This window comes from Francisella-like endosymbiont (genome assembly GCF_003069505.1).
Lineage (GTDB): Bacteria > Pseudomonadota > Gammaproteobacteria > Francisellales > Francisellaceae > Francisella.
Genome location: NZ_QAPC01000001.1, coordinates 221,190 through 244,978, shown reverse-complemented (window position 1 = coordinate 244,978; position 23,789 = coordinate 221,190). Strand labels below are relative to the sequence as shown.

Genomic DNA, 23,789 nt, shown 5'->3' with positions numbered 1-23,789 from the left:
TAAGGAAATACAATGCCATATCATCCAAGTTTAGCAGCATTATTAGATACCCCTGAAATCAGAAGAATCAAAAAGCTTGATTTAATAAAGCAGCGTGAAATTTTTACTAATCTTTCTATCAAACAGATTAAGCGTTTACAGCGCCCTGATATTATAGAAGAAGATATCAAACTAGAGAATAATATTATCTTGAGGCATTATCAACCTAGGAAAGCTAGTGATAAAGCTATACTTTTTATCCATGGTGGTGGGTGGTGTTTAGGTTCAATAAATACTTATGATCATGTGTGTAGATATCTATGTGATCAAGGTAATTTAAATATCTTCTCGCTAGAATATGGTTTAGCTCCTGAACAAAAATATCCAGCAGCAGTTGAACATGTTTTATATGCTTATGACTGGTTATATCAAAATAATAGCAAGTTTAATATAGCATTTGAAAATATTTTTGTTATGGGTGATAGTGCTGGAGGCAATCTTGCAAGTATAATCTGTCATGAACGCCAAGAGAATATACCTAAAGCTCAAATTTTAGTCTACCCTGCTGTTGATATGTATACTAAGTATGATAGTAATAAAAAGTTTGATGAATATAAGTATCACTTAACTATGGAATGGTGTGAAATGTTTCTTAAGGCTTATTTAGGGGATGGAATCTTATCAAAACCTAAAAAACTTAAACAGCCAAGTGTCTCACCGCTATTTTATCAAGCAACTAAACAACCAGATACATTAATTATAGCAGCTACTCATGATATCTTAATAGATGGTATCTATGCTTATGAGAAAAAACTCAAGCAGCAAGGAACTCTAGTAGAAACTCATTACGATGATGAAATGTTCCATGGTTTTATGGGTATACTAGGCATAACTCCACTTGAAAACCCTAAAATAGCTTTAGATAAGGTAATTAAATTTATCAATCAAAGATAATAATACTATTAAGATTATGACTCCAATTTTTAAAACAGATAAAAAAGCTGGCGAAAGATCAGAACAATTTGTTAAAAGATTTAATCGACTACCTGCTTTTGTAGCAACTGGTGGTGAGATAGTTTTTGTATCAGATGACTTTCTTGAAGTACATCTAAAGTTTAATCTGACAAATAATACCAAAAACTATCATGGTACCGGCTTTGGTGGAGCAATATATTCTTCATTAGATCCAATCTACCCATTACAATTATGTAATATTCTTGGTGATGATTATGTTGTCTGGGATTTATCAGCAAATATTGACTATCTTAAGCCCATTACCGATCATGTCTATGCAAGATTTCTATTATCTCAACAAACTATCACTAAGATAAAGCAAGATGTGGTAACAAAAAACAAATCTGTGATTAGCTTACCAGTTTGTTATGAAGATGCTGATAATAATATTTATGCTAAAGCAAATAAAACAATATATATAGCTGATAGAGAATACTTTAATAATAAACAGAAATAATTTTTACTAAAATTTTTTAAAAGCATTTATAATAGCTTGTTTGGTAATTTGCTTAAGTGAATCAATATCTTCTAATGTACTATTAAGTGGAGGTAACCAATAGATTGTATTACCTAACAGTCTAAGTAATGCTCCTAACCGTATAGCTTCTCTATAGACATCAAAGCCAAATCTATCTTTTGTGACATCCAAATCAGCGGCAATTATTCCACCAAGATTACGAATATTCTTGAAAATATTAATTTGACTATTTATTTCTAAAAATGCTGCCAACATATACGATTCTAATTTTGTAACATTAGCTAAAATATTTTGTTGTGCAAATATGTCTAAAACGCTATTTGCTGCGACTACGCCTAAGACATTACCACTATGAGTATGCGAATGTAAAAATGCCTCTGATACTTTATCGTTATAAAACATATCATAGTAGTTATTTTTTGTTAGAGTAATACTAAAAGGTATCACCCCAGATGTTATGCCTTTTGAAATACATAAAAAATCAGGACTAATATCCAAATAATCTAAAGCAAATAATTTACCCAATCGCCCTACTCCAGTCATTATCTCATCAAAAATAATGTAGATATCATTATCTCTGCACCAATTACATAACTTGTTTAGATAATCTTTACTATACAACAGCATACCACCTGCACCTTGACAGATTGGCTCAACTATTAGAGCATTTATAGACTCCTTATGCTGCTCAAGATATTTTTTTGATTTTAACCAATGATTCTCAGCATTTAACCATAAAGGATCACTCTTGCCAGTAACATAAGGAATATTTTTTAGTTTAAAACTATCAAATAATAACGCCTTATATGGTTCAGAATATAAACCACAATCACTGACACTCATAGTTGCTAAAGTCTCACCATGATATGAGTTTTCAATGGATACAAAATTTATTTTATCTGATTGATGACGCAACTGTCTTAGATGTATAGCCATCTTTAGAGCAATTTCAACTGCAGATGAACCATCAGCAGCATATAAAGTTTTATCCATCGCTGTTAATTTGCATATTCTTTTACTAAAATGCTCAACTTCATCATTAGTTGTATTAGCAAAGATGGTATGCTCAAATTTATCAAGCTGCTGCTTTAAATTATCTATGATATATGGATGTCGGTGCCCTAATGATTTACACCACCAGCTAGATATAGCATCAAAAATTTTATGACCATCTTGAGTATATAAATAACTACCTTCGGTTTTATCAATGTGTAATGGTGGGACTTTTTCAAAGTCTTTCATTTGTGTGCATGGGTGCCAAATATTTGTACTATATTTCATTGTAAACCTATTTGCTAGTTTAAAGTTGACATAAATTGTATAGAAGTTATAGAATACTTTACAATTACAAAATACACCTAAAAAATAAAAATGAGTTTACAACAAATCAAAGAAATTTATACTAGACCATTAACAGAACTTATTCTAAAAGCTCTAGAAACCCATAATAAAAATTTTGGTAATGATATAGAACTTTGTTCATTAAAGAGTATAAAAACTGGTGCATGTCCTGAAGATTGTAAATATTGCCCTCAAAGTGGTCATTATAATACTAATGTTGAGAAGCATAGTCTGCTTGATATTGAAACTATTCTAGCTGAAGCAAGACAAGCTAAAAATAGTGGTTCAAAAAGATTTTGTATGGGTGCAGCTTGGAAAAATGTTCCTAAAAAAGATTTTGATAAGATTGCAGATATTATTAGCGAAGTAAAGAAACTTGGTTTAGAAACATGTGTAACTCTCGGAAGTATCAACGCTGATGAGGCAACCAAGCTAAAGCAAGCAGGACTAGATTATTATAATCATAACCTTGATACTTCAAGAGATTTTTATCCTGAAATAATTACCACACGCAAATTTGATGAAAGAATTGAAACTATAAGAAATATTGCCAACGCTGATATAAATGTCTGTTGTGGTGGTATTTTAGGCATGGGTGAATCTTTAGATGATAGATTTAATTTATTGCTAGAGTTATTACAACTACCTTCACCACCTAAAAGTATTCCTATAAATACCTTAATACCTGTCAGAGGAACTCCTCTAGGAGATAGATACACTGAAGCTCAAATTGACAGCTTTGAATTAGTAAGATTCATCGCAACTACAAGGATACTTTTTCCACAAGCACGCTTAAGATTATCAGCCGGTAGAGAAAATATGTCTATGGAAACTCAAACTCTATGCTTTCTTGCTGGTGTCAACTCAATATTTTATGGCAATAAACTACTAACAGAAAATAATGCTACTGTTAATTCTGATAACTTTTTATTAACTAAACTTGGCTTAGAATCTAATACTGAATTATGCTAAATTTACAAGATAAATATATCCAATATCAAAAAGATAATTTATTAAGAGAGTTAACTACTTTTATAAAAGATGACTCTATTATAGATTTTACAACTAGTGATTACCTTAACTTATCTACAGCTAATAATCTAAAAGAAGCAATAATCACTGGATTTGATAAATATGGTTTCGGTAGTAAAGGATCTAATATCGTCTGTGGCTATACCAATGAGACCCAACAATTTGAGCAAGAGTTTGCAAATTTTGTTAACTATCCTAGAGCTATATTTTTTAGCTCAGGTTTTATGGCAAACTTAGCTATCTATTCAACATTGTTTAGTAAATATGACACAATATTTGCAGATAAATATATCCATGCTTCTATTATTGATGGTATCAAACTTTCACAAGCAAAACTTAAAAGATATCAACATCAGCAATTAAATCAGTTAAAAGATATTTATGATGATAAAAGTTTTGTAACTACAGAGGGAGTTTTTAGTACCTCAGGGACAATTACTCAATTAGATAAACTAATAAAAATTACTACTGATAAACTAATAGTTGATGAAGCACATAGCTTTGGTGTTTTAGGTAAAAATGGTAGAGGTGCTATTAATAAATATCAATTAAGTTATAAAAACTGCCCTATTAGTGTTTTTCCTTTAGGTAAAGCATTTGGTGGAGTTGGTGCTGTAGTCTGTACTACTCAGACAATCGCTGACTATCTAATCCAATTTGCTCGTAACTATATTTATACCACGGCACTACCACCACTAATATTAAAAGCAGCGATTTTACAATTAGAAAATCTAGCTAATGCTGATGTTAATAGAACTAAACTCTACCAGAATGTCAAATTTTTTAACGAATTATGTGATGCAAAAAATCTTAAACTAGTATCTAAAGATTTCTCTGCTATTAGAAGCATATCTATAAATGATGCTAATTTAGTAATACAGCTAAAAAATAAACTCTATCAAAAGAAAATAGTAGTATCTTGTTTTAGATACCCTACTGTTCCTAAAAATCAAGCAATATTAAGATTTTCACTTCATAGTAGTAATACTTTTGATGAGATTCAACAAGCTTTAGAAATTATCTCAAAAGAGGTTCATCATGAATATATACGATCAAGTTAAAAGTAACTTTTCAAAAGCTTGCGAATACTCTAAAAATTCTACGACCCAAAATCAGGTTCGCCAGTTACTTTTAGCACAAACAATTAAGCACTCAAAGTTAGTTAATTATAACCATACCGATACAATTCTAAATTTGGGCGTGCGTGATTTTTCTGAACCATTAGAATTAAGTAAAATTTTTTGCGCTAATAAAATTGATGTTTGTGATATCGTATTACCTAAAAGTTCAACTAATATCGATAACATAAATACTTTTAAGCTTAATTTTGATAAAGATTTAGAGCTGATTAGTGATAATTATGACTTAGTCTTTTCAAATATGTCATTTCAATGGAGCCAAAATCTTAAGCTACTGATTAAAAATATCTCAAGCAAATTAAACAATCGTGCCATTCTCGCATTTAGTACTGTTCTTGATAATAACTTCCATCAAATAAAAGATATTTTGAGAATAAACAAAATGCACAATATTAATGATATTTTAGATTTTATCAAAAATGCTAAACTAAAATGTTTGTATCAGCAAGATTTATATTTAGATATTAATTTTAACAATTTTGGCGAGTTAGCCAAACATTTAAAATCTACTGGTGTTAATACTTATATCGGTGACAAAAATAAGCAGAATTATAAAAGTATAAAAAAACTCTGCTTAAGTCCAAATCAGTTTAACCTTAGTTATCATGTTGGGATATTTATCTGTTTTAAGGAGTAGTAATTTATGAAAAAATTTTTTATTATTGGTACAGGTACAGAAGTAGGCAAAACTTACATCGCAACTAAGCTTATCAAAGCCTATGAGTCACAGCATATCAAATCACTTTGTTTAAAACCTGTAGCATCTGGTAAAAGTCAATTTTCGAACCTTTGTGAAGATGTAGAAAATATCTTAAAAGCTTATGATAATAAATTTTCAGCACAAAAAATAAACTTCATATCATTTGAACAAGCTGTTGCTCCTCACATAATCGCAGCAAAAATGGGGACAGATATTTCTATTGCTAAACTTAAGCAGTTTATTGAGGATAAATATAATAACGATCTAGATATTATCCTTATTGAGGCTACTGGTGGGCTACTAACTCCATATTCAAATCAACTAACTCAACTTGATTTGATAAAGGCACTTCAAATACCAGTAATACTTGTATCAGCTATCAAAGTTGGTTGTATTAATCATACTCTACTGACAATTAATGAGCTTAATAGACACAATATCAGACTAGCAGCTTGGATAGCTAATTGTAGTACCAAGAACATTGAATTTATCGATGAGCAAATAAAAACCATAGAAGAATTATCAAAGCATAAGTGTAGTGTAAAAATAGCACAAAATACTGACTATTTAAATTTTATAGAATTAGCTAATATGCTGATATCTCCTGACGAAAATGAGTGACTTCCTTGTTGATTCTCAACAATTATCTCTCCATGCTGAGACAAACCTAGATATTTACAATTATCAAAGTTTTTATCGGCTAACCTTTATTTTCAAACTCTTCTTTAAAATAACAAAAACCCTCTTGAGTAAAGATAGTTAAATCTTTTTTGATAGCTTTTATTAGTTGTATGAGTAAATTAGTCCTATTAGCATGTTTTTGAGATTCTAGCTTTATTGAAGTCCAGTTTTTAGAAATTTCTTGATTATGTTGCATATTGACATTTATACCAAAACCTATAAATAATTTAGCTCTATCATTTACCTCTGCTGAGATATTTATAATCACTCCAGCTATTTTTTTATCATTGATAAAAATATCATTTGGCCATTTTAATTTAGCATTTAAATCAAGTCTTTTTAATATTTTAGCTATACTCATCGCAACAACCAAAGATAATCCATTTAACTTTAATATATCTAGTTCAACCACCTCAAGTAAAGTACAGTAAATATTCTTACCAAATGGTGAAATCCACTTTCGATTAAAACGTCCAAAACCATCTGTTTGAAATTCTGAGATAAAAATCGTATTATCACAAAAATTATTTTGGTTCTCAATTGCGTATTTTGATGTTGAATCTACAGAGCAAAAATATTTTATGTTTTTAAAAGCCTTGGCTAAATCATCTACTTTTATTAGATCTAATCTTTCTTCTAATAGATAACCAACTCTTGAGTTAGATGATACTATTATTTAATAGTTGGCTTTAAGTGTTTTGATATTTTTTGAAATAGCTGCTCTAGATATACCTAACTTTTGGGCAATACTTACCACTTACATATTTTTTTATCATTTAAAAAGTTTAATATTTGTCGCTGAGTTTTATTCATTTAATCTTACTCTTTTAACAATATTTATAAATTGCTAAATCTATCTAAATAAACAGCAGCAGCAATAAAAACTTGGAAATCTCCTTCAGTTCTGACCCCTCTATTTTAATTTTTTTTAGCTGACTGAGTAAAGGCAAATGTTTTAATCTCATCCTACATTGTTGCTTCAAAATATTCTCTTGCTGATATTACTGACCCAGCTATTATATAACTTTGGGATCTATAGTGTACATTATAGACTTTATTACTACTCCTAGATGTTTACCAAATTGTTTATAGATTTCGATGGCATCTTCATCGTTATTCTTTGCTATATTAAGAATCTCTTCACTTTTAATACCAATTTTCTTTATAAAAAACTGTCCACTACAATAATCCTCTAAAATTCCGTCTAAATATGGCAACATCCCAAATTCTCCTGCACCACAATTAGAGTCTCTGAACAAAGAGCCTTTATTTATAATTCCTCCACCAATACTAGTACCTATTGTAATACCGACAAAATTTTCATATTGTTTATCTTTGCCATACAGTCTTTGTCCAATAGCAAAACAATTTGCATCATTATCTATAAAAACCAGCACTTTAAACTCTTTTTCTAGTATTTCTTTTAAAGGAATTTCTTACCATGATTTGATATTTTGAACATCGTATACTATACCTTTTTCTCGATCTGCTACACCAGGAATTCCAATCCTAATACCTTCAATTTCTGATGTAAAAACTTTTGCTATTGTTTGTTTGATTACATCTATAACTAATTGGGCATTATGTTCTGTATATACATGGATTTTACTCAAAAAAGAATCTAATAGATCACCTTGTACTCCGCCAGCATTTACTTTAGTACCATCAATATCGACACCTATTATTATCTTATTCTTGACTTGAGTTTTTTAATCATGTTATTTCGCTTATTTAGTAAATAAATCTTTTAATTTTATTATTTTATTATCAACTAACTTATTTGCTGTCATCACAACGTATAAGATATATATTATAGTTAGATGAACAAAATACATATCAACTTTTAAACCTAAAATATCTCCTATATTACCTAAGATTAATAGCACTATAGCTCCACCAATTATTCCGGTACAAAATATTCCAGATACTGTTCCATGATCAAACTCTAAAGAATTCATGCCCAACGAGAAAACATCACCATACATGATTGATGTCAGAAAACCACAAGCAGGGAAGAATACTAAAGCCATAGTACCTGATCCAAACAATGCTAAAGATAAAGATATTAACTGTAAAATTATAAATATTTTTAAAATACTTTTGACATTATATAACTTTAATAAAACTATATCTAGAATACCACCTCTACACACTGTATAATCCAAAATGGCACTACGGTAGTATTACCCACCATTTCGGTATTGAAACTATGATAGTCATTCAATAACTTAGAAATCCAAGCATTAACTCCTTGTTCTTGACCAACATATGCAAATATCGCTAAAAATATATTAGATACAACTTTATTTTTTTAAAAGACTTAATACCATAGAGAAACCTTCATGCTTTTCATCTTCTTTTAACTCAACTTTTGGAAACTTAATTAAGCTAATAAATAATACCAATAAAAACATCACTATTGCATTAAACCAATATATTGCAACCCAACTAACATAAATAATAAGGTAATTACTATCACCATAATAAGGAAGATTCATTACTAAATAAGACAAAACAAATGGACTAACAAATTATACTCCACCAAAGAATACTTGTTGTAGTACTGAAAAAATGAATAATTCTCCTCTCTACCAGCAACTCTTAATAAAGGCCAAAAGCTACTTGTAATATCGCCTCAGCTGTATCAACTGTAAATAAACTTATAATATAAGTAAGATAACTAACCTTAAGGCAAAATAAGATAGAGCCAAGTGAGTCTAATAAAAAAGCAAATAGAATCTATTTTCTTAGGGCCATATTTTCTAACATATAATCAAGCAGGTATTGAAATAATATATGCTATAAAGAATGTAAAAGGCAAAATCCCAGCTTGAGAAAGTGACAAATTTAGATCTTTTGTAGATCATGAATTATAGGCCTTAAAATATTACAACAGATACTATCAGGTATTTTTTCATACAATTCACCTTAAAATTTACTAAATTAACAACATAATCTAAAGCTGCTAATCAGCCATGTGTACATCACACTTTAGAATAGCTAGTAGCCTTAATTATCACTATAATACATAAACAAAATTTATGCTATTCTAGATAGTTCTTTTTTAACAAAAAATATAATAATGGTTTTAGCTGCTTTAATGAAGCTGGACAACTTATTGAGGTTGGATATGGAGGTAAAAAAGCTTATATTCACTCGCATATAATGCTGTTAGACAATTTACCATCTATTGCCACAGGTCGTGATATTTGGGATTTTCCAAAAAAATATGCTCACCCTACTATAACTGTAGATTCTGATACATTATTAGGCACAGTCAAATATAATAGTGTAGATGTTGCATTTGGTACTATGGAATATAAATATCAAGAGCTTGATAAACAAGCTATTAAAAAAGCTTTAGAAGAAACACCAAACTTTTTACTTAAAACAATACACGTTAATAGTAAAGATGTAAGTATCTGTCAACTTGTCAAATATACCATATCAAAGATATAACAGTTAAAAGTGCTTGGACTGATCCTGTTGATTTATAAGTAGTATTAAATCATGTTCAAGCTGCACTGCATTATTTACTAGTTATAGAAATTGCCAAAGGCTCTCATTTTATCGCAGATGTGACTCTTAGTTTCGGTGAAGTAGTATTTGATTATCTTAAATAAAATATTTCAAGGAAAGTTACCTTAATTACAGATGCTACTTCTTCTGGTCTTGGTTTAGGAATGGCCATAGAGTTTACAAATCAAGGTGCAAAAGTTGTAATTGCATATTAAGACTTAGACAAATCACAAGCTGTGGCAAGAGATTTAACAGCTAAATATTCTGTAGAAACCCTAGCTGTACAAATGGATGTCATAAATGAAGAGCAAATAAAATCAGGAGTGATGAAACTGTCAAAAAATTTGGTCGTATTGATACAATTATTAATAACGCAGTTATTCAGATAATCTCACCTATTGTTGACTTTAGTGTTTCAGCATGGAGAAAATTGTTTGATATCCATATAACAGGTACTTTATTAGTAACTCAAGCAGCTATGAGACATATGATTGAGCTAAAAACTGGTAGAAGAGCTATTGTTGTCGGTTCTGTTCATTCGGTTTAGCATCAAAAAATAAGGTGGCTTATGTTGCTGCAAAACACGCTCAACTAGGTTTTGTCCGAACGCTTGCCAAAGAAGGTGTGGAACATAATATTTCATCAAACCTAATTTGTTCAGGCTTTGTATTAACTCCACTAGTAGAAAAGCAAATTCCAAAGCGAGCTAAAGAGCTAAATATTTCTGAAGAAGAAGTTGTAAGAAATATTATGCTTGGGGGTACTGTTGATAGGGAGTTTACAACAGTTCAAGATATTGCTGATATTGCTATCTTCTTAGCAGAATTTAAAATAAATACTTTAAAAGGTCAGAAAATTTTAGTTAGTCATGGCTGGGAATGTAAACAAAGCTAACTCTTCTGTGCTATATTACTCTCATGTTAATTCTATTTTAAAACTATAGATGTCTACAAACTCAAATATTAGAAAAAAATTAGGTCAACTAATTATGATGGATTTTCGCTATTGGAATGAAGATTCAACTAAACAACCTATTCCATTTATAAAAGCAAATCAAACAATCAATAGAATTTTTAAAGATTATAATTTAGGTGGATTTATTCTTTTTAGAGAAAATATCCAAGATAACCAACAAACCATCTCTTTATTGAGAGAGTTACAAGCAAACAATTCTACATCTCTATTTTTCGCTACTGATCAAGAAGGTGGTCGAGTAAATCGTCTTCAACAAGGCACTAGTGGTTGCGGTAATATGGCATTAGCAGCGACCAATAATCCTAATAATTCTTACACCATGGCTAAGTTAATTGGAGATGAATTATATTCCTTGGGTATAAATATCAACTTTGCACCTACTGTCGATGTTAATTCAAACAAAAATAATCCAATTATTGGCATAAGATCATACTCTGATAATTCAGAAGTAGTCACTGAGTATGCGAGAAATGCTATAGCTGGTTACCATGATGCTAAAATTATAGATTGTGTTAAACATTTCCCTGGTCACGGTGATACCTCGATAGATAGTCATTTAGGTAATGTAATCTTAGCTAAGGGTCTTAATGGTTTAGAAACTACAGAGTTATTACCTTTTAGAAAACTTACTAATATCTGTAGTATGGTTATGACCGCACATATAAGTGTACCAGTCATAGATGACACTCAGTACAAATCAATATCAACTGGTGAAAATATTTATGTGCCAGCTACGCTATCTTATAAAATAATTACAGAACTTCTAAAACAACAAATAGGGTTTGATGGGCTAGTAATATCAGATGCTATGGATATGCATGCTATTGCTAAACATTTTGGCACTATTGAAGCAACAAAATTAGTAATATTGGCTGGTGTAGATATTGTACTTATGCCAATTCGGGTATGGTCAGAAAAAGATATTTATAAATTAGAAGATCTTTTTAGCGAGCTAGAAAAAGAGTATGCTAAAAATGTCAAATTTGCTATAGCAGTTGATAAGGCTTATGACAATATTATCAGATTTAAAAAACAACATAAACTTGAGCAAAATTTGATATTTAAAGTATCAGAAAATGAGCAGCTTAAACTAGCCGATCAAATAGTTAACTCTTGTGAACATCAAAAAATAGCTTTAGATATAGCTAAACAAAGTACAACTGTAGTTAGAAATTCAGGAATTATTCCATGTAAACTTAGCGAGCTACAAAATATCTTAATTATCGATACAGACAATCAACGTTTAGCAGACTTTTGTAATGAATTACAAAAAGTAGTAATAAATAATAACTCAAATGCTAATATTATCTGCGAAAATATTAATAATGAAAATATTGAAAATAGCATTAAAAATGCTGATGTAATTTTACTAGTTTCAGCAAATTTGCGTGAGTATGATTATAAATATAGTCATCTAACTTCTATAAAGCCAAAGCAAACTATAAATATCGCAGCACTTGCTCCTTATGATATCAACTATATTGATAATATAAAAAATTATATTTGCATATATGGAGCAACCTCTATGGATCAAACCAATTATACAAAGACATCACTAAAAGTTAATATCCAAGCTGCATTAGAAAATATTTTTGATAATAAAAAATTGATAGGAAAACTACCTGTTAAAGTTTAAAGCTTTAATATACTTTCTGGCCAAAAAATTCAAAGTAGATATCTTTTTCATTAATCGAGTTTTTAAATAGTTTTTCATGTATAGAAAGCATAAAATCTTTTGGACCACAGAAAAATTATTGTGAATTAATTTTATCATCTGCCCAAATAACTAAAAACCATTTATCTGAATTTTGTTTACGACTTTTAAGAGCTTGTTTGGAGAAAAATTCCTTAAGATAATAATGCAGTTTGACGACATTCTAATATTTTTCTTCCGGTGATATAGGTAAATATTAAAAATATACCTAGTAATACTAAATTTACTAATCTTGCTCCCAAAGTATTCCAAAATACTCATAAATATATAAGTAAGCCAATATACTAATGGCGGTTTATGAAAAAATATCATGCCATCAATATAAGGAACTATAAAATTATGGTTTGCTAGCATTTCTCTTGCTACTTCAGAGTATCTAGTTTCATCAGGAGCGTAAAAATTTGGCACATGATACAAACAAAAAGCAACTATAACAACAGTTATAACAAATAAAATATCTTTAATTTTATTATTCATAGTATTATTTAGTCATGATTCTCTCGAAAGAAGTATTTAGCAAGAAAAATAGTTTTTTGGATATCTTCGTCACTATGAGCTATCGAGATAAAACCTGCTTCATAAGCTGATGGTGATAGATATACACCATTATCAAGCATATATGCAAAGAATTGATTAAATATCTTAAGATTTGTTTTGCCTAAATCTACAAATGTATTTACTGCGACTTTATTACTACAGAAAAATAAACCAAACATTCCACCTAAACATTTTGCATGAAAGTTAAAATCATAGGCTTTAGCTGCCTCATTTAAACCATCAACTAACTTTTGTGCTTTAGCTCCTAGTCCATCAAAGAAACCTTGTTGTGAGATTTTTTCTAAAGTTTTGATTCCTGCTGCCATTGCAATAGGGTTTCCAGACAGTGTACCTGCTTGGTATACTGGTCCAGCTGGAGAAACTTTTTGCATAATCTCTTTACGCCCACCAAAAGCACCTACTGGCATACCGCCACCAATCACTTTACCCAAAGTTGTCAAATCTGGTCTAACATTATAAATACTCTGAACACCGCCTAAAGCCACTCTAAAGCCAGTCATAACCTCATCAAATATAAGTAAACTATTATTTTCATCACAAATAGTTCTAAGCTTAGCTAAGAAATCATCTTGTGGGAAAATCATATTCATATTACCAGCTATAGGCTCAACGATAATACAAGCAATTTCATCTTTATATTTTTCAAAAAGTGCTTGGACAGACTCAATATCATTAAAACTAGCTACTAAAGTATCTTTGACTACATCTTCAGGCACTCCTGGAAAATTTGATTGACCCAAAGATAGCGCACCAGAACCAGCAGCTACAAGAAACTCATCAGCATGACCATGATAGCATCCTTCAAATTTGATAATCTTGCTTCTACTAGTATATGCTCTTGCAACTCTAATCGCACTCATAGTTGCCTCTGTACCAGAGTTTACAAACCTTACTTGCTCAATATTTGGCATTAGCTCAATTATCTTTTTAGCAAGCTCAACTTCTTGCTTACAAGGTGCTCCATAGCTTAGACCATTTTTAAGTTGACACTGTATTGCTGCTAAGACATCATCATCTCCATGACCTAGAATCATTGGTCCCCATGATCCGATATAGTCTATATACTTATTCCAATCAACATCATATAGATAAGCGCCTTTTGCAGACTTTATAAACCTTGGGAAGTCTTGACCGACACTTTTAAACGCCCTAACTGGAGAGTTTACTCCACCTGGTATATATTGTTGTGCCTCTGCGAATAAACTTTGAGAGTTTAATTTATTCTCCATTTTCGTGTTCCTATCTTATCTTATTTATTTTTTTCTCAACTGCTTGTATTAGTAAATTAGCAGCATTTATTTTTGTAGCTTTGTATATCTCTTGTATACCCGTTGGACTAGTAATATTAACTTCGGTTAATTTATCTCCAATCACATCAATGCCAGCAAACATCACTCCTTCTTTTTTGAGCTTTTGGGCAACCTTTTTGGCTATCTTATAGTCGTTATCTTGAAGTTCTCTAACCTCTGCTGTAGCACCAGCTGCAAGATTACCACGATTATCGCTATCACTAGGAACTCTAGCTAAGAGATACTTAATTGGTTCACCATTAACTATGAGAATTCTCTTATCACCGTCTTTGATAGCTTTTTGGTAATCTTGAACCATTATATAGCAGCTTTGATGCTGTGTAAGTGTTTCTAGTATTACATTTTTGTTTTTATCACCCTCTTTAATTCTAAAGATAGAGCTACCGCCCATACCATCTAGAGGTTTTACAATGATATCTTTATGCTTTGTATAAAACTCATTAATCTGTTTATAGCTTCTGGTGATCAAAGTATGAGGCGCAAATTTAGGATAATTTGCAATAGCTATTTTTTCGTTAAAATCTCTAAGCGCTTGAGGATTATTAACCACTAAAACATCATTTCTTTTGGCTAAATCAAGCATGTAAGTTACATAAATATATTCCATATTAAATGGTGGATCTTTACGCATAAAGATACAATCTAAATTTAATAATGAAAAATCATGATGTTGCAATAAAATCTCATACCAAGATTGTTTTGTTTTATGAATTTTTATCCTAAGTGCATCACCTTTTGGTTTACCATTGATTATTGATAAATCATTAAGATAAAAGGTATAAATCTCCCAACCTTTATCTTGAGCTGCCTGTAGCATCATATAAGTGCTATTTTTTGAGATATTAAAAGAGTTTAAATTATCTATTATAAATCCAACTTTCACTATTTTATCCTGATTTGTATCCAATATATTTATCTAAATCTTTACCATTTAAAATATCTACAATATTAAGCATTTTTTTGTTAGGAAATTTTAGTTGTTTAAATCTTATAATTTTGTCACTTGTCGCAATATCAAAGCCATTTTTACTAATATCTATAATTGTACCTGTTTGTTTGTTATCAACATGTTGGTCAAGTATCTCAAAATCACCAACTTTTACTAATTTTTCATCTAATATAAAAAATGCTGTGGGCCATGGGGTAAATGCTCTAATATGACAACTAATTTGCCACGCTGATTTGTTAAAATCAATTAGCCCCTCTTGCTTGGTAATCTTATGCGCATAACTAGGCTCGCCTTGTTGTGGTTGTGGTTTAATTGTTTCAATCTTTTTTAGTGTTTCAAGTAATGGCTTAATTGATAATTGAGCGAATTTATCATGCAATGTTTGAGAAGTATCTGTATCTTGTATTTCAATTTCTAAAGTATTTAGAATATCTCCCATATCAAGCCCAGCATCCATTTGCATTATACAGATACCTGTCTTTGTATCTCCAGCTTGGATAGCTCTTTGAATAGGTGCAGCTCCACGCCATTTAGGTAGTAGTGATACATGAATATTTAAGCATCCATATTTTGGTATATCTAAAAACTCTTGTGGAACAATAATTCCATAAGCTATTACAACTATTACATCTGGTTTTAGCTCTTTAATTTGCTCTAGCACTTCAGGATTTTTTTTAAAAGATAACGGCTGAAACACTGGCGTATCATTTGCTAGTGCACCTTCTTTGACAGGTGAGAACTGTACTTTTTTACCACGACCTTTTGGTCTATCTGGTTGTGTAAGTACAGCTTGGATATTATGTTGTGATTTATATAAATCCTTTAGAACTTGTGCTGAAATATCAGGGGTTCCAGCAAAAATTATATTTAGTTTTTTCATTTACTTAATCTCTAAAAGCGTATCCACGTAATTGAACACTACTTAACTCATTGATTTGCCCTTCTGGATAGAGACAAATATATTTGATTTCATGGGCACCATGTTGTGCTGCTAGTTTTATAGCTTCTTTAAGATCTTTATCACAAAGTTTTTGAAAATCTTTTTCATTACTGACATGAGTTGAGGTTCTAACTTGACCAATATTTCCTTGTGTATCACCTTGATATTGTAAATTATAAACTCTGACTTGACTTGGATCTGTTGGTGGAAATTCATCACTGTATTTAGGTAGATAAACCCCTTTTGTTTCAGCTTCATTGTTAGAAGTAAAAAAATACATGTAGACTGCAAAAATTATCACTAAGATAACCGCATACATCAGGTTTTGTTGAAATCGTCCCATTTTAATTAATTATAAATTTTTTATTGCTATGCAAATTTTATCACAGATAGACTAGCTTAGCTAAAATATTACAGATTTTAAAATACTAGATTTTGAGATAATATCACTTATATTTAATTTCCCAACAATATGGATATTTTTATTAGATAAGAAATCACGTGATAAACAGATTTTATCAATATTTTCGCAATTAAATTTTTCTAATATCTGTGGTGACATTTTAAAGCCGTCTATAATTATTTGAGAAATAAATTACACAGCTTTCTTAAGCGAATCCATAGCTAAATTTATCAGCAACTCATGATCTTTTTGAATGTCTAAGATACCATCCATGCGCTTAGAACTTGAGAAAGTTGGTAGATCTAAAAATATCACCTCGAATTTATCTTTATTAGTTTTTAACCAACTCATACAATCTGCTTGGATAAAGTTATGTTTTTTAGCATCGATATTGTTTAGAGTAAAATTATTCTTACCCCAATCAAGATAAGTATTAGACATATCTACACTTGTAGTTTTAGCACCTTTCGAAGTAGCATGAACACTAGCTGTGCAAGTATAGATAAACAAGTTTAATAAATTTTGTTTTTTGCAGCTTTTGCAACTAGTTGTCTAATTTTATGGTGATCTAAGAAAATACCTGTATCTAAATAATCATCAAAATTGATATAAAACTTAGCACCAAATTCGCTGATAATATGAAATTTATTTTTATCATTTTCTTTTTGATACTGCTCTTTGCCCTTTTGGCGCTGGCGTATTCGTGTATGGATATTTTCATACTTAATATCAAGAGTTTTATGTATCTGCTATATAGCTTGATAAAATCTTTGTTTAGCAATATTTTGATCTATAGTTGCATTAGCATGGTACTTTTGTAAAAAAACATGCTCGCCATATACATCAACCACAACTGCAAAAGTTGGAATATCAGCACCATACAAACGATAGCACTTAATAGCTGCTTGCTTTAACCATGGTTTTAAGCTTTTGAAATTCTTTTTGAGCTTATTTGCAAAATCTATATGTTCATTAGACTTCTGTGCACTTGCTTCAGCCAAACAAATATTTTTCTCAAGCTGACTTTCATGTTTAAACTTAGTGTGTTCATTTATCTCAAACTGATAAAGGATAGTTTCAATCGCACTATTATAAAATTTATTTTGCTTGGCAGTACGTAGTTTCATTTTTTTGATTGATTTTGCAAAGCTTGTCAAAATTGCTACTTTCCAAACATAAAAATCTTGCAATAACCTATCACCAAAGCCGTTAAAAATATCTAAAAGCTCATCAAGCTGATCACCATATAATCGCTCACCATACAGCGGATTTGTAACTATCAAACCTGCACTCTCAAACTCATTTTCAAGATCACGAATGTATTGGCGTTTGACAGTTACAATATCCCAACACCAGCTTGATAAATATTTCTTTGTGCCTTATCTAAAACGTTGTTATCAATATCATAGCCTTGGATAATGGGCATTAGTAGTTTTTTGTGAGCCTTTAGCAATTTGTAGTAAACTATACCATAACTCCTTATCATGAAACTTTGAGTTAAATATTTTAAATTTTTTATTAAGCAGCACCAGAGCGATATTTTTTGCCATAAGAGCAGCTTCAATAAGAATAGTCCCAGAACCACACATTAGATCGATCAATATCGGTTGCTGTTTTTTAGCTCTTCTAGCTACCTTACTTTGATAAGTATCGCAGCAGCTAATGATTTTTTCAAAGAAGCTTGGCCTTGAAATTGGCGATAATTGCGTTTGTGTAAGCTAACAATATTTAAGCATAAAAATACATTTACAAACTGTTTGTATAAGTGAAGTTTAATGACATTATCAGGGTTTTCTGTATCTATATTAGGACGCTGATTTGTAACATTTCTAAACTGATCAACAATAGAATCTTTGTTTTCTTTGAGAGACAAACATTGTATTGTTAAAATCATAATGATTACCAGAGATTATAATTTTAAAAGTTTTATCAACATCAAAGTAATTCATCCAGTTTATAGATGATATAAAGTTATATAAATCTTGTTGATTTGTAACCTTATCAGTAGCTACTTTTAGCATAACTTGACTAGCTAAATAAGAATATATACAAACCTTATAAGCGTCTTCGATAGAGCCTTCAAATTTCACTTCAGCAAGTTTTTCTTGTGAATATATACCTAATATGTCTATCTCATCTTGAGTAGTAGCTTGATACCTTTGGCACAGCTAACGAAAAATGTAAATTTTTGCATGAGAAAATATAAATGTATAGAAAATGTTTTAACATGATATATTAATTGATATAAATAACAATCAGTATTAGAAGCTAATCTTTTTGTTTTTCTTTAGTCTGAAAGACTATATCCCAGATCGGGAAAGCTACCGAAAAATTCACATTAGGATTCTTATGATGGATCACATGATATTTTTTGTACCAATTTAATATTGAGCCTTTCTTAGATCTAACATGATGTGTAGTATGATGAATTATAAAATAAAAAAGTAAGTCTAATAAAAATGCACTAAAGATAATACTAGCATATGCTAGATTTAATATAAAACATAACGGTAAAAAAACACAAATTATATATACCTGTAAAGACACATAAGTAGGATTCCCTATAAGCTCAATAGGTTTATCATGATGTAATTGGTGTAGTTCTTTAAATACAGGACAGTGATGAAAAATAACTCTATGAATAAAATATTCAATAAATGAACCAAGAACAATACCAACTAAAAACCATATTGGTATAATTTTTAGATTAAAATTAAGTAATTTAGAACCATAGATAAAAAAAACCATAGCAGCTAAAGGATAAATATAAAAATCACTCCAATAACCAGTACCAAGGAGCTTCTTAAATTTAGTAACGTTCATAAAATATAGTAGGTACTTAAATATTAAGGTATATTGTAAATTATTTAATTAATCATATGAACCTGAAATTAAGCAAATTATCTAAAAATACTATTGCTTTTAGAGCATATGAAATTATAATATTACTTACATACTCGCATAGCTCAGTTGGTTAGAGTACTACCTTGACATGGTAGTGGTCACTGGTTCGAATCCAGTTGCGAGTACCACTTTTGTTTCCATTCATTTCCAAAAGTTCGCTAAACACTGTAAAACAAAGGTTTTTTAGATGTGAATATATTCTAGCTCCATCCAGCCCCATACAGTGCGATTCAGGAATAAATGGTATCCAAATGCTATTCTCGATTGTGATAAACAAACTATGAAGTCATCAATATTATGTTGATAGAAACTAAAATCAAAAAGATAAAATACAGGTAAAGAGTAAAGAATAATTGACAGTTTAGGACTATATTAAGAAGTAGATAAATACGGTAATAAAACATGGCAATTAAGATACACTATTAATGAAAAACGAAAATGGTTTGACTTAGGATCACATCCACTTATTAACTTTGAATGAAGCTAGAAAGAAAAGTACTGAGCTTAGAGAAAAAAATAGATAATGGTGAAGATGTTTTAACTAAACCAGAAGTATAAAATTATTATGAACTTTTCAATACTTATTGAGAATTAACTTTATAGCTTAAAGTATTGTTATTACTATATTAGAAAACTATTTTGGACTTGAATGACTAAAATTGAATTTTATAGGAAGCACTTTTTTCTCCACGATCTTAAAAACCCTTAGAAATACTGTTTTTTTTATGTCTAAACATTTTTCAATACTAATTTTTTAAATGTAGTCAAATTTCCCAAGGTAAAACCCAAGGTACATTAATACAAAAAATTTATAATAAATACAAAAGCTAAACAGCTGCTATTTCAAAAGTTCTTTAGCTAATGCTCAGCTTGTTTAAAAACTATATCAGTAGTAAGCTTTTGTCATTTGCTTGAATTTTTAGTAGAAAATAAAATATATGAATTTATTATATTTAATTGATTATGCTATTGCTAGAAGTATTAAAACTTATAGTAAATTTTGAGATTTTACTCATAAAAAGATAGCCACTTCTTAGATGGATAGCCAGAGATTTCTTTGGTTAATACTGGAACCATAAATCCTGAAGAAATTTCCGAAAGCTTTTTCATAATATCTTTAGCATTATCAACATTATAATGTTTAGTTCCCGAGACAGTATCTAATGAATGTATATAATATGGAATTACCCTAGCTTTTATCAGTTTTGTACTTAAAGTATATAATACATTAGCATCATCATTTATATCTTTTAAAAGAGTACTTTGATTTAAGATAATTATGCCGGACTTATGTATTTCTTTTAAAACTTCGCTAACATTATCATCTAACTCATTCGGGTGATTTACATGTATAACTAGTATCGTATCTAGCCTATGCTCTGAGAGAGACTTTAATAGTTTAGTAGTTATCCGCTCTGGTAGTACTACAGGTATTCTTGAGTGAATTCTAAGCCTTTTGATATGAGGTATTTGCTGAATATTTTCTATAAAAAACTCTAAGACCTCATCATTATTTAATAGAGGATCACCCCCACTTAATATAACTTCCTCTATACTTTCATTTGCTATATATTCAAAAGCTTTTAATCAATCTTTCCTACCTGGGATATTATCTTTATAATTAAACTCTTTGCGAAAACAATAACGACAATGCACCGCACAACTTGTTTGTCCAATTAATAAAACCCTACCGTGATACTTATGCAATAATCCTGGGACTTTATTATAATTTTTTCCTCAAGCGGATCACTGCTATAGGTTTGATCTATCACTTCCTCATCGACAGTCGGCAAAACTTGTTTTAAAAGCGGATCATTAATGTTACCTTTTTGCATTCTATCAACAAAAGACCTAGGCACAATCATCTTAAACTTCCTGGTTATATTTAATGAAACTTTAGCTTTATCACTATCTAGCTGCAAAAACTCTAATAATTCTAAAGGTGAATAGAAAGATTCTTTGAGTGCTTTTTTCCAATCATGAGTTGACATATATTTGTATTCTAATTACTAGATGATTTTTTAATATCTGCCAATTCTTTCATATAGCGTTTAATTGTCAATTTTTAAATAAAAATATATCAAAAATCAGTATTTATTCTATACTATATATAAAGCTATAAGTATTACAAATATTGATTTATTGATAGTAATATAGCTATTTTAAATGATATATAAATATTTTTTGTGAGGCAATTCAAAAATGTTTTAAAATAACAATAAAATAAAACTTTTTATAATAATTCTATTGATAATAACTGGAATATATAAAGTATAAAGCTAATAATTAGTATCAAATACTTACTGATAACAGTGGATCTAACTTAACTGGTTAAAAACAAATATCTAAATATACCTTGTGCTTCAATATCAGATGTACAAAAGCTAGATATTTATTTACCTAATGGTAAAATTTTGCTAAACCCTATCATGTTATAATAGCTATACATGTGGAGCATTCTTAGGTGAAAATAAGGCGGACTATCAACTAAAACCTATGTTTGAAGGCATTAAACATGGCTATACTGTAGTTTCAGTAAATTATCGCTTAGCTAATAAGGCAAAATTTCCAGCTTAAATACTAGTATCAAAGCAGCAATTAGATTTGTTAAAGCAAATGTTAACAAATACAATCTAAATACAAATGCTATAGCTTTTTTGGGAGATTCTGCTTGTGCTAATTTAGCAGCCCTTGCTGCTAATCTGGAAACAAAATAACCGAGCTAGATGATTTAAGTTTAGGCAACAAAGAATATTTGTAAATATACAGGATTGTATTGACTGGTTTGGACCTACAGATTTTAGTAAAATGAATGATGAATTTAGATAGTCTGGTTTGGTAAGCCAATTCATTCACAAGATGATTCATCTGCGAGCTTATATATTGGTAGTAAATATAGGTAATAGCCCACAAAAAGTCAAAATGGCTGACCCAAGAAACATATATAAACAAAGATACTCCTCCTTTTCTTATAGAGCATGGTAGTGTTGATAATGTCGTGCCTGTCCAACAAAGTATAAATTTCTATAAAAAAATTAGTTAAAGTTATTGGAAAAGACAAAGTTGAATTAGCAATTATCAATGGGCTAAGCATGGTGGAGAAAAATTTGAAACCAAAAATAATTTGGAACTTGTATTTAAGTTTCTTGATAAATATCTTAAATAAAAATATTCTCTAAAGAATTAGAAAGTTACTCTAGAAAGTTGGTAATATTTGAATGAAAAAATATAATTAATGCCAAAGACTTATTAAGCTTCAACTTTCAAATGCAAATCTTTAACCTTAATAAGCTATTTTTTTACAATTAATATTAAATGATTAAAATAGCCTAATAGATTTTAGAACCTTTAACACCAATATCAGCTAAAATTTGTGCTTTGACTTTTAAGAGTTCATTAATATAAAAATCTTTATTTTCATCATAACGATACTGTGGTATTAGTATAGAAACTCCAAAGCTTCCTAAGAAAGTATTTATTGCTATTGCTATACTGACAATACCCTCTATAGTCTTACCATAATCAAATTCTGTGCCACTAGCTCTTATCTTTGCCAATTTTGCAAACAACTCTTTATTAGCAGAAATTTCTTCACCCAATATTTCAATAATTTCATCATCTGAATACAAAACTAGTAATGCCCTACCTGGAGCTGTATTATAAATAGGCTTTTCAAGAACTCCTATCCTTGGGATTACTTGTAACTATCTATTAGCAATAAAACGATGTACCACAATAAGATCATCTCTATCTGATTGTGTTAACACCACTGTTTCACGGGTTTTTCACTCAACTTTCTCAATAAACTTTGTGTCAAAGATGCAATATCTGCATATGACAATGAAGCTAATCTAAATACTTCTGATCCAAGTAAGATTTTCCCAGCACCCTCACTTCTTGTGAAGCATTCTGCTTCCAAAGCAGCAACTATTCTTTGTACTGTAGAGCGTGGTAAATCAACCTGTTTAGCAATATCACCTAGGCTCATACCACCTGGCTCATTACTTATACTTTTTAGTATATTTACAGCTCTAGTAATTATTTGGATTTTTTATCTTTGCTCATATAAAACCCGCTAATTCTCTAAGTTTACCAACTTTGTGCTTAATAATAACTTTTTTGCTATTAAATAACCAAACTATTATTATATCAT

Annotated in this window: 21 protein-coding genes, 1 tRNA gene and 5 pseudogenes; 12 read left to right on the top strand and 15 right to left on the bottom strand. The window is 29.9% G+C overall.

All coding sequences use genetic code 11. From position 1 onward, the window contains the following. The first annotated feature begins 12 nt into the window (after positions 1-12). Both bioJ and C9379_RS01435 read left to right on the top strand, forming a co-directional pair. Positions 13-933: a pimeloyl-ACP methyl ester esterase BioJ gene (bioJ, locus tag C9379_RS01440; protein WP_143385033.1), complete on the top strand. Its 921-nt coding sequence runs from the start codon at positions 13-15 to the stop codon at positions 931-933. Positions 934-949: 16 nt separating this feature from the next. Next, the gene (locus tag C9379_RS01435) at positions 950-1,450 is read left to right on the top strand and encodes a PaaI family thioesterase (RefSeq protein WP_143385034.1); all 501 of its coding nucleotides are present in this window, start codon (positions 950-952) and stop codon (positions 1,448-1,450) included. Between the two features lie 6 nt (positions 1,451-1,456). On the opposite strand, the gene bioA is transcribed toward C9379_RS01435, so the two are convergent. Then, complete coding sequence (gene bioA / locus C9379_RS01430) at positions 1,457-2,752, bottom strand: adenosylmethionine--8-amino-7-oxononanoate transaminase (protein WP_143385035.1); 1,296 nt, start codon at positions 2,750-2,752, stop codon at positions 1,457-1,459. Positions 2,753-2,842: 90 nt separating this feature from the next. Between bioA and bioB the strand changes: the two genes are divergently transcribed. From bioB to bioD, 4 genes are read left to right on the top strand one after another with little or no spacing between them, the layout of a single operon-like run. Then, positions 2,843-3,784 (top strand): biotin synthase BioB, encoded by a 942-nt coding sequence (bioB, locus tag C9379_RS01425; protein ID WP_143385036.1) that lies wholly within the window; start codon positions 2,843-2,845, stop codon positions 3,782-3,784. After that, positions 3,778-4,905, top strand: a complete 1,128-nt coding sequence (locus tag C9379_RS01420) for an aminotransferase class I/II-fold pyridoxal phosphate-dependent enzyme (protein ID WP_143385037.1) — start codon at positions 3,778-3,780, stop codon at positions 4,903-4,905. Before bioB ends, C9379_RS01420 begins: the two co-directional genes overlap by 7 nt. After that, positions 4,883-5,620, top strand: coding sequence for a methyltransferase domain-containing protein (locus tag C9379_RS01415; RefSeq protein ID WP_143385038.1), 738 nt, complete (start codon positions 4,883-4,885; stop codon positions 5,618-5,620). Before C9379_RS01420 ends, C9379_RS01415 begins: the two co-directional genes overlap by 23 nt. Positions 5,621-5,626: 6 nt before the next feature. Beyond that, positions 5,627-6,304, top strand: coding sequence for a dethiobiotin synthase (bioD, locus tag C9379_RS01410; RefSeq protein ID WP_143385039.1), 678 nt, complete (start codon positions 5,627-5,629; stop codon positions 6,302-6,304). A gap of 79 nt (positions 6,305-6,383) precedes the next feature. Here bioD and C9379_RS01405 read toward each other — a convergent pair whose 3' ends face one another. The 4 genes and pseudogenes from C9379_RS01405 to C9379_RS01390 all read right to left on the bottom strand — a co-directional run bounded on the left by C9379_RS01405 (position 6,384) and on the right by C9379_RS01390 (position 9,286). After that, a complete protein-coding gene (locus C9379_RS01405; protein WP_343377525.1) occupies positions 6,384-6,905 on the bottom strand; it encodes a biotin--[acetyl-CoA-carboxylase] ligase in 522 nt (173 codons plus the stop codon). Positions 6,906-7,040: 135 nt separating this feature from the next. Further along, complete coding sequence (locus C9379_RS01400; RefSeq protein ID WP_343377524.1) at positions 7,041-7,121, bottom strand: HTH domain-containing protein; 81 nt, start codon at positions 7,119-7,121, stop codon at positions 7,041-7,043. Positions 7,122-7,201: 80 nt separating this feature from the next. Next, positions 7,202-8,049: pseudogene (locus C9379_RS01395) on the bottom strand (ROK family protein). A gap of 42 nt (positions 8,050-8,091) precedes the next feature. Further along, positions 8,092-9,286, bottom strand: a pseudogene (locus tag C9379_RS01390) (MFS transporter). 195 nt (positions 9,287-9,481) lie between these two features. On the opposite strand from C9379_RS01390, the gene C9379_RS01385 reads away from it, so the two are divergent. The 4 genes from C9379_RS01385 (at position 9,482) to C9379_RS01370 (ending at position 12,494) form a co-directional block, all read left to right on the top strand. Beyond that, complete coding sequence (locus C9379_RS01385; RefSeq protein ID WP_343377523.1) at positions 9,482-9,823, top strand: acetoacetate decarboxylase family protein; 342 nt, start codon at positions 9,482-9,484, stop codon at positions 9,821-9,823. A gap of 376 nt (positions 9,824-10,199) precedes the next feature. Then, the gene (locus C9379_RS01380) at positions 10,200-10,430 is read left to right on the top strand and encodes an SDR family NAD(P)-dependent oxidoreductase (RefSeq protein WP_343377522.1); all 231 of its coding nucleotides are present in this window, start codon (positions 10,200-10,202) and stop codon (positions 10,428-10,430) included. Positions 10,431-10,444: 14 nt separating this feature from the next. Then, positions 10,445-10,777, top strand: a complete 333-nt coding sequence (locus C9379_RS01375; protein WP_318263366.1) for an SDR family oxidoreductase — start codon at positions 10,445-10,447, stop codon at positions 10,775-10,777. A gap of 49 nt (positions 10,778-10,826) precedes the next feature. Then, complete coding sequence (locus C9379_RS01370; protein ID WP_143385040.1) at positions 10,827-12,494, top strand: glycoside hydrolase family 3 protein; 1,668 nt, start codon at positions 10,827-10,829, stop codon at positions 12,492-12,494. Positions 12,495-12,644: 150 nt separating this feature from the next. Here the strand turns inward: C9379_RS01370 and C9379_RS01365 are convergent, their stop codons facing one another. The 7 genes and pseudogenes from C9379_RS01365 to C9379_RS01335 all read right to left on the bottom strand — a co-directional run bounded on the left by C9379_RS01365 (position 12,645) and on the right by C9379_RS01335 (position 19,555). Then, complete coding sequence (locus C9379_RS01365; RefSeq protein ID WP_318263367.1) at positions 12,645-13,049, bottom strand: ArnT family glycosyltransferase; 405 nt, start codon at positions 13,047-13,049, stop codon at positions 12,645-12,647. Between the two features lie 8 nt (positions 13,050-13,057). Further along, positions 13,058-14,359, bottom strand: coding sequence for a glutamate-1-semialdehyde 2,1-aminomutase (gene hemL, locus C9379_RS01360; protein WP_143385041.1), 1,302 nt, complete (start codon positions 14,357-14,359; stop codon positions 13,058-13,060). 10 nt (positions 14,360-14,369) lie between these two features. Further along, entirely contained in the window at positions 14,370-15,323 is a 954-nt protein-coding gene (gene gshB / locus C9379_RS01355) for a glutathione synthase (RefSeq protein ID WP_143385042.1), read from the bottom strand. Positions 15,324-15,327: 4 nt separating this feature from the next. Continuing rightward, entirely contained in the window at positions 15,328-16,269 is a 942-nt protein-coding gene (fmt, locus tag C9379_RS01350; RefSeq protein WP_143385043.1) for a methionyl-tRNA formyltransferase, read from the bottom strand. A gap of 4 nt (positions 16,270-16,273) precedes the next feature. Then, positions 16,274-16,672, bottom strand: a complete 399-nt coding sequence (fvfA, locus tag C9379_RS01345) for a Francisella virulence factor A (protein ID WP_143385044.1) — start codon at positions 16,670-16,672, stop codon at positions 16,274-16,276. Between the two features lie 103 nt (positions 16,673-16,775). Next, positions 16,776-18,926 (bottom strand): annotated as a pseudogene (gene rlmKL, locus C9379_RS01340) (bifunctional 23S rRNA (guanine(2069)-N(7))-methyltransferase RlmK/23S rRNA (guanine(2445)-N(2))-methyltransferase RlmL). A gap of 74 nt (positions 18,927-19,000) precedes the next feature. Continuing rightward, complete coding sequence (locus C9379_RS01335) at positions 19,001-19,555, bottom strand: sterol desaturase family protein (protein ID WP_143385045.1); 555 nt, start codon at positions 19,553-19,555, stop codon at positions 19,001-19,003. 132 nt (positions 19,556-19,687) lie between these two features. On the opposite strand from C9379_RS01335, the gene C9379_RS01330 reads away from it, so the two are divergent. Beyond that, positions 19,688-19,764, top strand: a tRNA-Val gene (locus C9379_RS01330). A gap of 880 nt (positions 19,765-20,644) precedes the next feature. Here C9379_RS01330 and epmB read toward each other — a convergent pair. Continuing rightward, positions 20,645-21,627, bottom strand: a pseudogene (gene epmB, locus C9379_RS01325) (EF-P beta-lysylation protein EpmB). Between the two features lie 232 nt (positions 21,628-21,859). Here epmB and C9379_RS01320 point away from each other — a divergent pair. Then, positions 21,860-22,802, top strand: a pseudogene (locus C9379_RS01320) (alpha/beta hydrolase fold domain-containing protein). Positions 22,803-22,965: 163 nt separating this feature from the next. Here the strand turns inward: C9379_RS01320 and C9379_RS08645 are convergent. Continuing rightward, on the bottom strand, positions 22,966-23,265 hold the full coding sequence (locus C9379_RS08645; RefSeq protein WP_425536909.1) for an IclR family transcriptional regulator domain-containing protein: 300 nt from the start codon (positions 23,263-23,265) through the stop codon (positions 22,966-22,968). Between the two features lie 131 nt (positions 23,266-23,396). After that, positions 23,397-23,624, bottom strand: a complete 228-nt coding sequence (locus tag C9379_RS08640; protein ID WP_425536908.1) for a helix-turn-helix domain-containing protein — start codon at positions 23,622-23,624, stop codon at positions 23,397-23,399. Positions 23,625-23,789 lie beyond the last annotated feature (165 nt).

What these genes read in the sequence shown, in the direction of transcription:
- bioB (WP_143385036.1), top strand. Translation starts at nt 2,843, where the DNA reads ATGAGTTTACAACAAATCAAAGAAATTTATACTAGACCATTAACAGAA.
- C9379_RS01365 (WP_318263367.1), bottom strand. Translation starts at nt 13,049, where the DNA reads ATGAATAATAAAATTAAAGATATTTTATTTGTTATAACTGTTGTTATA.
- fmt (WP_143385043.1), bottom strand. Translation starts at nt 16,269, where the DNA reads ATGAAAAAACTAAATATAATTTTTGCTGGAACCCCTGATATTTCAGCA.
- C9379_RS01435 (WP_143385034.1), top strand. Translation starts at nt 950, where the DNA reads ATGACTCCAATTTTTAAAACAGATAAAAAAGCTGGCGAAAGATCAGAA.
- C9379_RS01370 (WP_143385040.1), top strand. Translation starts at nt 10,827, where the DNA reads ATGTCTACAAACTCAAATATTAGAAAAAAATTAGGTCAACTAATTATG.
- hemL (WP_143385041.1), bottom strand. Translation starts at nt 14,359, where the DNA reads ATGGAGAATAAATTAAACTCTCAAAGTTTATTCGCAGAGGCACAACAA.
- bioA (WP_143385035.1), bottom strand. Translation starts at nt 2,752, where the DNA reads ATGAAATATAGTACAAATATTTGGCACCCATGCACACAAATGAAAGAC.
- bioJ (WP_143385033.1), top strand. Translation starts at nt 13, where the DNA reads ATGCCATATCATCCAAGTTTAGCAGCATTATTAGATACCCCTGAAATC.
- C9379_RS01335 (WP_143385045.1), bottom strand. Translation starts at nt 19,555, where the DNA reads ATGAACGTTACTAAATTTAAGAAGCTCCTTGGTACTGGTTATTGGAGT.
- bioD (WP_143385039.1), top strand. Translation starts at nt 5,627, where the DNA reads ATGAAAAAATTTTTTATTATTGGTACAGGTACAGAAGTAGGCAAAACT.
- C9379_RS08640 (WP_425536908.1), bottom strand. Translation starts at nt 23,624, where the DNA reads ATGAGCCTAGGTGATATTGCTAAACAGGTTGATTTACCACGCTCTACA.
- C9379_RS01420 (WP_143385037.1), top strand. Translation starts at nt 3,778, where the DNA reads ATGCTAAATTTACAAGATAAATATATCCAATATCAAAAAGATAATTTA.
- fvfA (WP_143385044.1), bottom strand. Translation starts at nt 16,672, where the DNA reads ATGGGACGATTTCAACAAAACCTGATGTATGCGGTTATCTTAGTGATA.
- C9379_RS01415 (WP_143385038.1), top strand. Translation starts at nt 4,883, where the DNA reads ATGAATATATACGATCAAGTTAAAAGTAACTTTTCAAAAGCTTGCGAA.